Consider the following 12,421-nt stretch of genomic DNA (forward strand, 5'->3'; position numbering starts at 1 on the left):
TTAAAACTTTTTTAAGCAATATTCCCTTGGTTTACTTAAAATAGACCATACTTATCTTTTTATAAAAACACAGTTGAACAATCTAGACCTTAACGGAGAACAAAATGGCTTTTGAATTACCAGCATTACCTTACGAAAAAAACGCGCTAGAGCCGCATATTTCAGCAGAAACACTGGAGTTTCATTACGGTAAGCATCACGCGACTTACGTGACTAAATTAAATGGTCTAGTTGAAGGTACAGACATGGCGAACAAATCACTAGAAGAGATCGTTAAGAACTCTGACGGTGGTGTGTTCAATAACGCTGCTCAAATCTGGAACCACACTTTCTACTGGAACAGCTTAAGTCCTAACGGTGGCGGTGAACCAACTGGCGCATTAGCTGATGCGATCAGCGCTAAGTGGGGCTCATTTGCAGACTTCAAAGCAGCTTTTAACGATAAAGCAGTGAACAACTTCGGTTCAAGCTGGACGTGGTTAGTAAAACTAGCTGACGGTTCTTTAGACATCGTTAATACAAGTAACGCTGCAACACCTATTACAGAAGATGGCGTCACACCACTTCTTACATGCGATTTGTGGGAGCACGCTTATTACATCGATTACCGCAATGTACGCCCTAACTACTTAGAAGCATACTGGGCACTAGCTAACTGGGACTTCGCGGCAGAAAACTTCGCATAAGCAAACACGCTAGTTTCTTTTTCAAAGCCAAGCATCTGCTTGGTTTTTTTATGCCCGCCATGATCGCTGCTTTACTGAACAAGCTTTACTCAATATTAATTCAGAGGTTCAAGGTCATAAATTGGCTATTAGGATTTTCTTTATAGTCACTGAAAGGACTACAGTCTTTAAAACCAAACTTTTTGTAGAGTTTACAAGCGGGTAAAAAGTAAGCTTGAGTGCCAGTTTCTAAGCTAACCGAGGTATAGCCCTTCTGCCTAGCGAATGCTAGTAAGTGAGATAGCAGTTTTGAGGCAACACGTTTACCTCTATAGGCGTGAACCGTGCGCATTGATTTAATTTCAGCTGCTGTTGTTGAGAGACGTTTAATAGCAATACAACCTGCAATTTCATTATTCTCTCGAGCACTAAAAAAAGTCACACTCGGATTTTTAAGCGAGTTTAAATCTAATGCATGAACACACTCAGGAGGCGATGTGGCGTACATATCTGATAAGTGTTCTTCCATTAGTGATATTACTTTTCCATCACTTAGATCATCTGTTCTTATATCCATCCATTTGCTTCCTGAAAATACGACCACTGCGCAATCAATAACTCACCACAGTGCTAGTTACTCACATCCTTTGGCAGATCTTCTTTCATAACAAGATACGCCAAAAAGACAAAAGCAAACACTGGCACGACCGCCGTAAAAAAGGCGATCACTGAGGTAAGAATAGGATTTTTAGTTTTGCGTTTTCCAAGGTAAAAACCTACGACAGCCATGAAAATTGCAAGAACAACAATGATTTGACAAAATAGTGTTGCATTAATATTCATCAGAACTTCCATTTATTTTTATACTTTAATGAAGTGTATATCGAACACCCGAGCAATAGAACCGGCGTATATGAATATAATTGGCTTAATATGATCCGATAAGGCCTATGCTGCATTAAGAAGTTAGTGTGAAAACTAAATGAATAGCTTGCATTTCCTTTATTGCAGATTTTACTACCCTCAATTATGTAATTGACTTGTTAAGACATATACTCAAATAATAGTATTAGTAAGACAAATAGAATTTCTGACATTAGCCGCATACAACGAGAAGAATGATGACCAAAAAATAACCATCAACAACCAAGAGTTTGACATTGATGTGCCCGATAACATGCCATTATTGTGGTTTCTGCGTGATCGCTTAGCATTTACTGGTACCAAGTTTGGCTGTGGCAAAGGCCTTTGTGGAGCGTGTACAGTGCATGTAAATGGTCAAGCCACGCGTTCTTGCGTAATGCCTGTTGGTGCGCTTGCGGGAAGAAGTATTACCACAATTGAGGGGTTATCTGAAAACGCTGATCATCCTCTGCAGAAGGCGTGGTTAGAAGTAGGTGTGCCGCAATGTGGCTATTGTCAAGCAGGTCAAATTATGAATGCGGCAAGTCTATTAGCAACTAATCCAGCGCCAAATGAACAAGATATAGACAATGCCATGCAAGGTAACATTTGTCGTTGTGGTACATATCAGCGCATTAAAAAAGCAATTAATATTGCCGCCGATGAGTTAGCCAAGGAGGTTTCGTAATGCGTGCTGATATTGAAAGCTTCTTAAAAGAAGAAAGAGTAAGACAAGCAAACGAAGTAGCAAGCCTAAATGAGCATACTCCAATCAACCTCACTGTTGACAGACGAAACTTTCTAAAGCTATCAGGTATCGCTGCAGGTGGGTTATTTATTGGCGTATCCATGCCATCCAGTGCCATGGCAGCGAATTCAGCAGGCGTGAAAGAGTTTAACCCAAATGCATTTATTCATTTGCAAGAAAATGGGGACCTGCTGATTTACTCCGGACGATGTGAAATGGGCCAAGGGATCAGCACTGCGTTGCCTTCTGTCGTTGCTGATGAAATGGAAGCGGATTGGCAGCGAGTCAAAGTAGAGCAAGCTGAAGGTGATGAGGAAAAGTTTGGCTCTCAGGCAACCGGCGGTTCAGCAAGTATACGTGTGATGTACGAGCCAATGAGAAAAGCAGGTGCATCAGCACGAGAAATGTTGGTCGCCGCGGCAGCGAAAGTTTGGAACACTTCAGCAGATAATTGCTACGCAAAACAGCATTTCGTTCACAAAAAAGGAAGCCAAGAAAAGCTAGCATACGGCGAATTAGTCGCCATTGCCGCCACTTTGCCCGTCCCAGAAACACCCGCACTAAAATCCAGTAAAGACTTTCGTTATATAGGCACAAAACTGCCTAGGCATGATGTTGGCATGGTCATCGAAGGTAAGCGAACGTATGGTGTGGATGTAAAAGTGCCTGGTATGCAATACGCTGCGATTGTTCACTGCCCTGTCATGGGAGGCACACTAAAATCATTTGATAAAACTGAAGCCATGAAAGTGCCGGGTGTCACCGCAGTTGTTGAAGTTAAACCTTTAAAAGTTCCCTTTGGCTCTCTTGGTGGCGTGGCGGTCATTGCTAATAACTCTTGGACTGCACAACAGGCCGTCGATAAGCTAAAGGTTGAATGGAATAAAGGTGAACACGGCAATTATGATACCGATGTGTACATGGCCGAATTAGTAAAAAATGTCGAAAAACCTGCAAACAAAATAGCCGAACGTGGTGATCTTGATGCCGCTTTTGCTAATGCCGCGCAAACAATATCCGCAACCTACACAGAAGGTCATTTAGTGCACGCCCCGATGGAGCCCAATGCCAGTGTGGTATGGGTTCATGATGACCATTGCGAAGTGTGGGCCCCTACTCAAAGCCCAAATGACATTCAATCGGTGCTATCTGGCTTTCTAGGGATGGATAAAAAGAAAATAAAAGTAAACGTGATGATTTGTGGCGGTGCATTTGGACGTAAGTTTAAATGTGACTATGTGCAGGAAGCTGCTGCCATTTCTAGGGCGGTAGGTACACCTATTCAGTTAACCTGGACTCGTGAAGAAGACACACGGACGGGATATTATCACTCTAATAGTGCCCAACATATTCAAGCTTCATTAGACAAAGATGGCAATGTCAGCGGATGGCTTCATCGAATAGCGTTTCCTTCTATCAATACGTTATTTGACCCTTCTGTACAATTTGCGCCTGCAAACGCAGTAGGTGAAATAGAAAATCATCCATTTGGAATTACTAACTTGCGAAGTGAATCTGGTCTAGCACCTGCACATACTCGTATCGGTTGGTATCGTGCGGTTTATGCTATTTTTTACGGCCTCGGCTATGGAGTGTTTGCCGATGAACTAGCCGTTGCGGCTGGTGTGGATACGGTCACCATGCTTAATCGTATTTACGATGCGAACAAAAACGCTGAACAAGCAGAACAGGTTGCACGTTCGAAAGCTGTTCTCGCACTTGCCGCTGAAAAATCAAACTTTGGAAAACCACTACCAAAAGGCGAAGGAATTGGCATCGCGGTCCATTATAGTTTCCAAAGCTATGTTGCTATGGCTGTGCACGTAAAAATGAAAGGAGATGATTTTGAAGTGCTGCGTGTAGACAGCGCAGTTGATTGCGGACAAGTACTCAACAAGGATGGTGCAGCCGCCCAACAAGAGGGCGCGGTAGTAATGGGTATGTCGTTGTCTAAATATTGTGAAATCACTTTCAAGGAGGGCGCCGTTGTTAATGGTAACTTCCATGATTATCCAGTGATGCGTATTAATGATATGCCAGAGGTGCATGTTCACTTTATTGAATCAGACGCTGCGCCAACAGGTTTAGGCGAGCCAGGTATGGCCCCATTTGCGCCTGCATTAATCAATGCAATTTACCAAGCATCGGGAAAACGCTATCGAAGCTTACCAATTCAGCCTCTGCGCGCATAGGGAGGCAAGACATTGTCCCAGGCACATAACACGCTCCACGGCATGCTCGAGCAATGGTATCCACAAAAAGATAGCCATGACTGGGTGCTAGGTACGATTTATAAAACACAAGGTTCAAGTTACCGCAAAGCGGGGGCAATGATGATGTTGTCTTCATCCACTCAACAACTGGGTTTGTTGAGTGGTGGCTGCCTAGAATCAGATATCGTCAGAAAAGCAAGGCAAGTCATGGAAACCGGTAAATCGATGCTTGTTTGTTATGACGCTACCGATGAGGATGACCTGTCTTATCAGTTAGGCATAGGTTGCGGTGGTGTGGTGCATATCATGCTCCAAGCAGTTAACAGCAATAACAGCTACCTAAATCTAGATAAAATTCGCACAGCCCTAGTCAACAAACAGTCGATAATCTACCGCCAATTCATATCTTGTGAAAAGCTTGAATCAAGTATCGAGTTAAGTAGCTCGAGTCCCCCTAATAGTTTTAGTGATACCAAAACAAGTTTGATATCAATTGACGAAGAATCGGTGTTAGAAAGCCACATATTCCCTCGGGCGCATCTACTGATTTGCGGTGGAGGTGTTGATGCTCGGCCATTAGCAGAGTTTGCATCAAAGGTAGGATGGGAAGTAAGTATATGGGACCCTAGGCCAGCTAATGCGCGGCTTGAACATTTTCAGCATGCGACAAGGTGCCTAAGCGATAAAGCACTGGACTTTAAGTACTTTGTCGAAAAGGAACAAGTCCACGCGGCCGTCTTAATGACACACACACTTGCTTTAGATGCACATGCACTAAAGCAGCTTATACACACCAATTTAGGATATATTGGGCTATTAGGTCCAGTACATCGAAAAGAACAGGTTTTCGAGCAAGCGCAGTTATCATTTGATAAGCATCACAAACGTATTAACGGTCCAATCGGATTTGATATTGGCGCTCGTCTCCCAGAAAGTATCGCGCTGGCAACATTAGCTGAAATACATCAAACGCTTTATCATCATGAGTCAAAAGCAATACTCGCTCCCTTTCAGGCTTTACAGGTATAAGCGCTTGTACGCTTCGTAGTCTTCTGCGGTATCGATGTCGAACAAAGGCTGAGGGGACGAAATTGACTCAATGCTTGTCGACGCTTGATTCAACAGCGTCCTTGCTCCCATATCTTCATCAAGCGTTAATAGTCTATGTAAAATGGTTTTATCAAACACAGCGGGAACTCCCCTTCGCTCACCATATTGACTAGCCACAACCTGCGCTTCACTCATATTGGCTTGCCTGAAAAGTTGCTCGATATATTGAGCATCAACACTGGGTTGATCACAAAGCATCATCAACACTCTATCAAAGCCTTTTTCGAGAGCGTAATCGGCCGCTAGCGCAATACTAGTGCCCATTCCAGCCCGCCACTGTTTGTTTTTTAAGACTTCAATTTCATAAGTATTCAATGTAGGCAATATCTCATCATAATTTGCCCCGAGAATGGTGAACACCGAATCAGGATTAGCTTGGAGCGCATTTTCAACGCTCACTTGCAGTAAAGTGCGTGTATCCCACATAAGGTTTTGTTTTACTTTTCCCATTCGAACAGAGGCGCCAGCCGCAATGATCGCAATCGTTGTTTTTTCTGTGTTTTGCTTCTTTATCAATAGGTGTTCTCGAATTTATAGGCCAGAATTATTGGCGCAATTCTTGTTAAAAGTATTGCTCATTACCAAGTCGAAACACTTTCCATTTACACACTACAAACTAACGCTATCTTCCCAGCAGCACTGACCGCGATTCTAGAAACGTTAGTTTTACAAGCTCCCTTTACCTGAGTAAATAGACGCGGTTTCTCAGATAAATCCATAGCAACTAAAGCGCCATTATCACTTGTCAGTAAATCGCCCTCGTGCGACCAGGCGTAATAATAGGCAGTATCAGGCAAGAGAATACTATCAAGAGCAATGGTTGATGAATTTACAAAGCTTTGGATTTTTAATTGCCAAACCTCGGCGTTGTCTGTATTGGGTTGTTGTGTATATGAGAATAGTCGGGTATTTGGAATATTAAATAAGCTTGGGCCAGGGTTTGTATCAAGGACTGTGCCTTTTGAACTTGGTTTTTTTATATTAGCCTTTACCAATTGGTGAGGTTCACCCAGCACGAAGAGCATGAGTTCGTGTTCGTTGAGCCAAACATGGTAGCCAACAGGTTCAATAGCGGGTAACAAGTTGCTAATCGGCTTACCATTAAAGTCCAGTTGCCACAGTTCTTGTAACCCAGCCTCATTCACACGAATAACGGATAATCCAGTTTGTTTAGGCATAGGTGTCGGCGAATATTCGCTAGTCGAAGATTTTGTTAAGTTAGTTTGCTCACCCGTAACTAGATTGAGCTTAAACACATCGGTTTGTTCATTTTCGCTGATATTCTTATCATTAACCGCTTGTGTAAATAAAAGTGTTTCTTCACTCAAAAAATAGGGCTGATTGGTGTAATCATCAGAGTCAGTCATCTTCTTTAGCCCTTTAATCACTATCGACTCTTCCTCCTTAACTAATTGTCCAACCCATATATTAGAGCCAGGAGGTGTCTGAGCGTAAGCGATGGTGGAGAACACGTTGAAAGAAAAAATCGAAGTGATAAATAAAAGTTTTAATAGGTACTGTTTGCACAAGTTAAACATGATTGGCTAAATACTCTTCTTGTTTTTTTAATATCATGGCACGTAAGCGCCTTGAGGCACAACAAAAAACGCCTATCGCTTAAATCGTTGACTCGGCACCATAAAAAGAACAAAAGCGGCAAATGCAACTAACGCAGCAGACATCATAAAGCTGAAATATGCGCCCTGCCCTTGCTGCCAAGTCAAACCAGAAACGTAACTACCAAGCGCACCACCAAAACCGAATGCGATACTGCCATAGATAGCTTGTCCTCTGCTTTGAAAGCTTTCAGGAAAGTAAGTATGTAAAAAATGAATGGATACGGAATGAGTCAAACCAAAGCTAAATGCGTGCAGAAGTTGGGCAAAGACAACAGCAGTAATATATTCAGGTAATTCTGCAAGCAAAGTCCATCGCAGGGCTGTCATCGCCATACCAATAAACAACAACCATTTAACGCCCACTTTACTGATTAAACGCGCTGCGACTAAAAATATTAGAATTTCTGCGGCCACACCCAAGGCTAATAACACGCCAGTCTGCTTACCCGAATAGTCATAGTCCTGCATATATAGCGCGAAAAAATTGTAGTAGCTTGCAAAGCTGACTTGCAATAACACCGCGGCTAGTATGAATGCCAAAAAGGGCGCTTTAAATACTAACGACCAGTGTTTGTCATCCGCTTGGCGAGGCTTTCGACCATTTTTAGGCGAACTGACATAGAGTGTGGCTAGATATAGGCTGAAAAGGCAACCGGCAATACATACAATGATGATTTCTGTTGAATACACATCAAGCAAAAAGCCAACAAATATAGTCAACACGATAAAACCAAGGCTCCCCCAAAGACGAACCGAACCATAACCACCTTTTCGAGTGCGTGTTGCATTAACGGTGATAACTTCAAGTTGCGGCAAAACTGCTGTCCAAAACAGCATCATTAAGCCAAAGGTGATACTAAGTTGCCAAAAACCGTGGGCGACAAATACAAATAAAAAGCAGATAAACGCCATCAAACAACCAAAGCGCATGATTTGCCCGACTTTGCCAGTTTCGTCAGCAAGTGCTGCCCACAGGTTGGGACCAAATACTCGCGTAATCGTTACCACGGCTAGCAGACTGCCTATTTGCTCAGAGGTAAAGCCACGCCCGTCTAGGAATACGCCCGTATACGGCACCATCACCCCTAAAATCCCGAAGTAAAAAAAGTAGGTTACACAAAGCACCGTGATATTTTTGTTACTATCGGGAGAGGCGTTTCTCAATGGATTGCGCTATTTATTTTTGTGCAGGAATAGCAGGTGTTGGTGAGTTAACACCAAAGTTTTGAGCGCGATGTCTTAACAAATGATCCATTAATACAATGGCTAACATTGCTTCTGCAATGGGCACGGCTCGAATACCAACACAGGGGTCATGGCGACCTTTTGTGATAACTTCGGCCGCATTGCCATCAATATCAATGGTTTCTCCTGAAATACTAATACTTGATGTTGGTTTGAGTGCCATATGCACCAATATTTCTTGGCCAGTTGAAATCCCGCCTAAAACGCCACCGGCATGATTAGTATGAAACCCTTCTGGTGACATTTCATCTCGGTGCTCGGTGCCCTTTTGTTCAACAACGCCAAAACCATCGCCAATCTCGACACCTTTTACAGCATTTATGCCCATCATTGCGTGCGCAATATCAGCATCGAGTCTGTCAAAAACAGGCTCACCCAGCCCTACTGGCACATTGGTTGCGCTCACGCTGACTTTTGCACCGACTGAGTTGCCTTCTTTTTTAAGATCTCTCATGTAGCTATCAAGCGCTTCAATTTTCGATTCATCTGGGCAGAAGAAAGGGTTGGTATTGGTAAACTCATGATCTACTTTGTCGATTGCTACCGGGCCAAGTTGAGAAAGGTAGCCCCTTACCTCGATACCAAACACTTGCTTAAGGTATTTCTTTGCAATACCGCCGGCTGCCACTCTAATCGCTGTCTCACGCGCTGACGAACGACCACCACCACGATAATCGCGGAAACCAAATTTCTGTTGGTAGGTGTAATCTGCGTGGCCTGGTCTAAACGTGTTAGCAATTTTTGAATAGTCTTGACTGCGCTGATCTTTATTATTGATTAACAAACCAATGCTGGTGCCGGTTGTTTTGCCTTCAAAAATGCCTGATAAAATTTTCACTTCATCATCTTCGCGTCTAGCCGTGGTATAACGAGATGTGCCTGGCTTGCGGCGGTCTAGATCAACCTGCAAATCGTCTTCATGTAATTCAAGACCGGGAGGGCAACCGTCAACAACACCACCAATTGCGATTCCGTGGCTTTCACCAAACGTGGTAACTGTAAACAGCTTGCCAAAAGAGTTACCTGACATGTTTTATGTTTCCTTTAATACTTTGCCAAGGGCAGTAAACGCGTATACATTTTACGCTAGGTTTACTCACCCATTTTTCTTTGATTGGAAGTGTAAATGAAGTCGACCTGAATTGAGAAGACAGATTACTTATGCTTTATTCCATTCATCTTTATTTTTTGAGATTCTTAAACCAACCTAAGCTTTATCCCAATATGCGCTTAGTGTTTGATAGTCGACCGCAAATACGCCGCTACCACCGTGCTTAAACTCACACCATTGAACTTCTAAATCAGGGAAGCGAGCCTCAAAGTGCACTTCGCTATTACCGACTTCAACGAACAACCAAGCCTTTTCGTTCATGTAATGAGGAGCTTGCATTAAAATCTGCTCAACAAGATCAAGACCATCGTCACCTGCGGCAAGCGCAAGTTCGGGTTCATGTTCAAATTCACTGGGTAAGTCAGCCATGTCTACGGCATCTACATAGGGCGGATTTGAAATGATTAAATCGTATTTTTGTCCAGATAGATTTTCGAACAAGTCTGAGCGCAATGGAAATACCCGTTCATCTAGTTGGTATTCGTGAATATTGATCGATGCAACATCTAAGGCGTCAATGTCAATATCAACTGCATCTACCACTGCATCTTCAAATGTCAGTGCTGTCGCAATCGCAATACAACCGCCACCTGTGCACATATCCAAAATGTAGTTAGGCGATTCGTTTAACCACTGACTAAATTGGTCTCTTAATAGCTCAGCAAAAGGACTACGTGGTATAAGTACCCGTTCATCAACGTAAAACGGCAAGCCCGCAAAAAATGCTTGTTGACTGATATACGGTAATGGCTTTTGATCAAACGTTCGTACATTAATCCAGTTGTCTAAAATCGTTTTTTCAGTATCGGTGACTCGCGAATCAAGCAGCACATAGTGTTGTTTTTCGGGCAAATTAAGTGGCAAGTTAAGCGCCTGAAACACTAGGCTGTTGGCCTCATCCCACTCATTATCAGTGCCGTGCCCGTAAAAAATACCCGCTTGCGTGAAACGGCTAATGGCGTAACGCACCCAATCAAGTACGGTATGTAAATTTGACGCGTCGTTCTGTACTGTTTGTTCGTTCATAGATAAGAAATATACAGCATTTAATGCGAAGTAATGATTTATCCCGTTATAATACTAAAATACGTTTAATTAATCGCTGAAAATCTGCCTTTTGCTCTAAAAATGAATCAAAACGATAACGAACCCAACAAAGACCTCTCTTTTGCAAATCTGTTTTCAGACGCAAAGCCAGTAGTCAGCGACAAATACGTGCCTTCTCGCGAAGAGAAAAGAGCAATCAAAAAGAAGCAAATGATTGATGAAAACTTACGCGATAAACAAGCCAGTGCCAGTTTCGAATTTTCAGACGGTTTTGAAGCTAGATTTAGCGAAAAAGGCCCGTTGAAATACGTTAAAGAAGGAGAACGAAGTGATCTGGTCAAAATGGCAAGGAAAGGTGAGATTCAGCCAGAATTAATACTTGATCTACATGGCTTTAACAGCCAAAACGCGAAGCACGAAATCGCTGCATTGTTGTTTGAAGCGCGCAAAAAACACTACCAATGCGTTTGTATTGTACACGGGGTAGGCTCGGGCATACTCAAACAGCGCGTACCGAGTTGGTTAGTGCAACACCCTCACGTACTTGGTTTTCATCAAGCTCCCCTAGAATGGGGAGGAAATGGCGCATTGCTCGTACTCATTGAGCAAGAGGGTATCCATAGCAAGTACGATTAATGCACCCCTAACCCACAAAGATGGCCACACACACTTGTTATGTCTGCCTAATACTACGATTCGTCAGGATACTCTGGTGAGCTATGATGAATAAATAGATACGTGTAATAAGCACCCATCACGCAAACGATAAATATTCCAAGTAATGAACCCCATACCACTGGATCTTTGAGTAACATAGAAAGCATAAATCACCTCATGTTTTAAATTGAGTTATTCGGTTTGTATGTACTTAGATTAGGGTAATTATCGGAGGTGAAGTATGATCTCGATCAACTTTAAAAGCTGCTTTTGTAACACTCGCACAAAAGTTTAATCTAGATCAATTGTTTAGCATTAAAAGTAGATTTTTGGCGTGAATTTTTATGGAGTATAGCGGTACTGTGATCGTGTTAGCGAAGCTTTTTTCAACTAATCAAATAAACGCCAAAACCAACTCTTATCCAAATCATCTTTACAAGTGCGCAACTGGCTAGCGTAGCGCTTTGAGCGGGCATCGACTTTTTTCGCGACGTTAACTAACCATGGCTTAGCGCGATATGAGCGACGTTTATAACCGCCCCACCCTTCGTGATAATTTAGATATTGGAGATTAGCGTCCCATTTGGAGACTTTATTGATGGTGTGTGTTTTAGAGATAAACCAACCCATGAAATCAATGGCGTCGTCAAAATCATCTCGGTCAGCCGAATTATTTCCGGTTTCTCGTTTATAATCTGCCCAAGTCATCGTTTTTGCTTGAGAGTATCCATAGGCAGTGCTTACCCGTCCCCATGGAATAAGGCCAAACAAAATATAGTCTCTTGGCGGTTTAGCATCATGTTTAAATGAACTCTCTTGATACATCATGGCCATGGGAACATGAATCGGAACGCCCCACTTTTCATTCATATCTTGGGCGGCATAAAACCAATCACGCTTTTCATAAAAAATATCACATAGGTTCTCTGCTTTCTTGGGAGGTGTGGTGCTACAAGCACTTAAAAACACTATTAAAAACGCAGAAACGAAAAAATATTTGCATTTAATGACAAATAATTTGAACTTATAAAACATTTATCACTCTTAAGTAATGTGTATGAGTTTTCATTTGTTTCCCTGAAACTCCTTGATGCCTGATTATT

Annotated in this window: 14 protein-coding genes; 5 read left to right on the top strand and 9 right to left on the bottom strand. The window is 42.6% G+C overall.

Features of this window, described 5'->3' with window-relative positions; genetic code table 11:
• Positions 1-104 precede the first annotated feature (104 nt).
• Entirely contained in the window at positions 105-686 is a 582-nt protein-coding gene (locus KUL10_RS03800; protein ID WP_110427534.1) for a Fe-Mn family superoxide dismutase, read from the top strand.
• A gap of 100 nt (positions 687-786) precedes the next feature.
• Here KUL10_RS03800 and KUL10_RS03805 read toward each other — a convergent pair whose 3' ends face one another.
• The gene (locus KUL10_RS03805) at positions 787-1,242 is read right to left on the bottom strand and encodes a GNAT family N-acetyltransferase (RefSeq protein WP_110427535.1); all 456 of its coding nucleotides are present in this window, start codon (positions 1,240-1,242) and stop codon (positions 787-789) included.
• A 53-nt stretch (positions 1,243-1,295) separates the two neighbouring features.
• Complete coding sequence (locus KUL10_RS03810) at positions 1,296-1,508, bottom strand: hypothetical protein (protein WP_110427536.1); 213 nt, start codon at positions 1,506-1,508, stop codon at positions 1,296-1,298.
• Positions 1,509-1,797: 289 nt separating this feature from the next.
• On the opposite strand from KUL10_RS03810, the gene KUL10_RS03815 reads away from it, so the two are divergent.
• The 3 genes from KUL10_RS03815 to KUL10_RS03825 are packed head-to-tail and all read left to right on the top strand — an operon-like array spanning position 1,798 to position 5,558.
• Entirely contained in the window at positions 1,798-2,256 is a 459-nt protein-coding gene (locus KUL10_RS03815) for a (2Fe-2S)-binding protein (RefSeq protein WP_255417684.1), read from the top strand.
• Positions 2,256-4,508 (top strand): molybdopterin cofactor-binding domain-containing protein, encoded by a 2,253-nt coding sequence (locus KUL10_RS03820; protein ID WP_110427538.1) that lies wholly within the window; start codon positions 2,256-2,258, stop codon positions 4,506-4,508. The genes KUL10_RS03815 and KUL10_RS03820 overlap by 1 nt, the downstream gene beginning before the upstream one ends.
• Before the next feature lie 12 nt (positions 4,509-4,520).
• Positions 4,521-5,558: an XdhC family protein gene (locus KUL10_RS03825; RefSeq protein ID WP_233499684.1), complete on the top strand. Its 1,038-nt coding sequence runs from the start codon at positions 4,521-4,523 to the stop codon at positions 5,556-5,558.
• On the opposite strand, the gene KUL10_RS03830 is transcribed toward KUL10_RS03825, so the two are convergent.
• The 5 genes from KUL10_RS03830 to prmB form a co-directional block, all read right to left on the bottom strand.
• The gene (locus KUL10_RS03830) at positions 5,547-6,155 is read right to left on the bottom strand and encodes an NTP transferase domain-containing protein (protein WP_110427540.1); all 609 of its coding nucleotides are present in this window, start codon (positions 6,153-6,155) and stop codon (positions 5,547-5,549) included. The genes KUL10_RS03825 and KUL10_RS03830 overlap by 12 nt on opposite strands.
• 86 nt (positions 6,156-6,241) lie before the next feature.
• Complete coding sequence (locus tag KUL10_RS03835; RefSeq protein WP_146216749.1) at positions 6,242-7,027, bottom strand: hypothetical protein; 786 nt, start codon at positions 7,025-7,027, stop codon at positions 6,242-6,244.
• A gap of 222 nt (positions 7,028-7,249) precedes the next feature.
• The gene (locus KUL10_RS03840; protein WP_110427542.1) at positions 7,250-8,422 is read right to left on the bottom strand and encodes an MFS transporter; all 1,173 of its coding nucleotides are present in this window, start codon (positions 8,420-8,422) and stop codon (positions 7,250-7,252) included.
• Positions 8,423-8,435: 13 nt separating this feature from the next.
• Positions 8,436-9,533, bottom strand: coding sequence for a chorismate synthase (gene aroC, locus KUL10_RS03845; protein WP_110427543.1), 1,098 nt, complete (start codon positions 9,531-9,533; stop codon positions 8,436-8,438).
• A gap of 177 nt (positions 9,534-9,710) precedes the next feature.
• Positions 9,711-10,640 carry a 50S ribosomal protein L3 N(5)-glutamine methyltransferase gene (gene prmB, locus KUL10_RS03850; RefSeq protein WP_110427544.1) on the bottom strand — a complete coding sequence of 310 codons (930 nt, stop codon included), beginning with the start codon at positions 10,638-10,640 and terminating at the stop codon, positions 9,711-9,713.
• Between the two features lie 102 nt (positions 10,641-10,742).
• On the opposite strand from prmB, the gene smrB reads away from it, so the two are divergent.
• Positions 10,743-11,297, top strand: a complete 555-nt coding sequence (gene smrB, locus KUL10_RS03855; RefSeq protein WP_110427545.1) for an endonuclease SmrB — start codon at positions 10,743-10,745, stop codon at positions 11,295-11,297.
• A 53-nt stretch (positions 11,298-11,350) separates the two neighbouring features.
• On the opposite strand, the gene KUL10_RS03860 is transcribed toward smrB, so the two are convergent.
• A complete protein-coding gene (locus tag KUL10_RS03860; protein ID WP_110427546.1) occupies positions 11,351-11,485 on the bottom strand; it encodes a DUF3149 domain-containing protein in 135 nt (44 codons plus the stop codon).
• Between the two features lie 223 nt (positions 11,486-11,708).
• Positions 11,709-12,353 (bottom strand): hypothetical protein, encoded by a 645-nt coding sequence (locus KUL10_RS03865; RefSeq protein ID WP_199509180.1) that lies wholly within the window; start codon positions 12,351-12,353, stop codon positions 11,709-11,711.
• Between the last annotated feature and the right edge of the window lie 68 nt (positions 12,354-12,421).

Origin of the sequence: Glaciecola sp. KUL10 (assembly GCF_003203515.1) — a bacterium.
In the GTDB taxonomy this organism is placed as follows: domain Bacteria; phylum Pseudomonadota; class Gammaproteobacteria; order Enterobacterales; family Alteromonadaceae; genus Glaciecola.

What these genes read in the sequence shown, in the direction of transcription:
- smrB (WP_110427545.1), top strand. Translation starts at nt 10,743, where the DNA reads ATGAATCAAAACGATAACGAACCCAACAAAGACCTCTCTTTTGCAAAT.
- KUL10_RS03865 (WP_199509180.1), bottom strand. Translation starts at nt 12,353, where the DNA reads ATGTTTTATAAGTTCAAATTATTTGTCATTAAATGCAAATATTTTTTC.
- KUL10_RS03810 (WP_110427536.1), bottom strand. Translation starts at nt 1,508, where the DNA reads ATGAATATTAATGCAACACTATTTTGTCAAATCATTGTTGTTCTTGCA.
- KUL10_RS03860 (WP_110427546.1), bottom strand. Translation starts at nt 11,485, where the DNA reads ATGCTTTCTATGTTACTCAAAGATCCAGTGGTATGGGGTTCATTACTT.
- aroC (WP_110427543.1), bottom strand. Translation starts at nt 9,533, where the DNA reads ATGTCAGGTAACTCTTTTGGCAAGCTGTTTACAGTTACCACGTTTGGT.
- prmB (WP_110427544.1), bottom strand. Translation starts at nt 10,640, where the DNA reads ATGAACGAACAAACAGTACAGAACGACGCGTCAAATTTACATACCGTA.
- KUL10_RS03820 (WP_110427538.1), top strand. Translation starts at nt 2,256, where the DNA reads ATGCGTGCTGATATTGAAAGCTTCTTAAAAGAAGAAAGAGTAAGACAA.
- KUL10_RS03800 (WP_110427534.1), top strand. Translation starts at nt 105, where the DNA reads ATGGCTTTTGAATTACCAGCATTACCTTACGAAAAAAACGCGCTAGAG.
- KUL10_RS03805 (WP_110427535.1), bottom strand. Translation starts at nt 1,242, where the DNA reads ATGGATATAAGAACAGATGATCTAAGTGATGGAAAAGTAATATCACTA.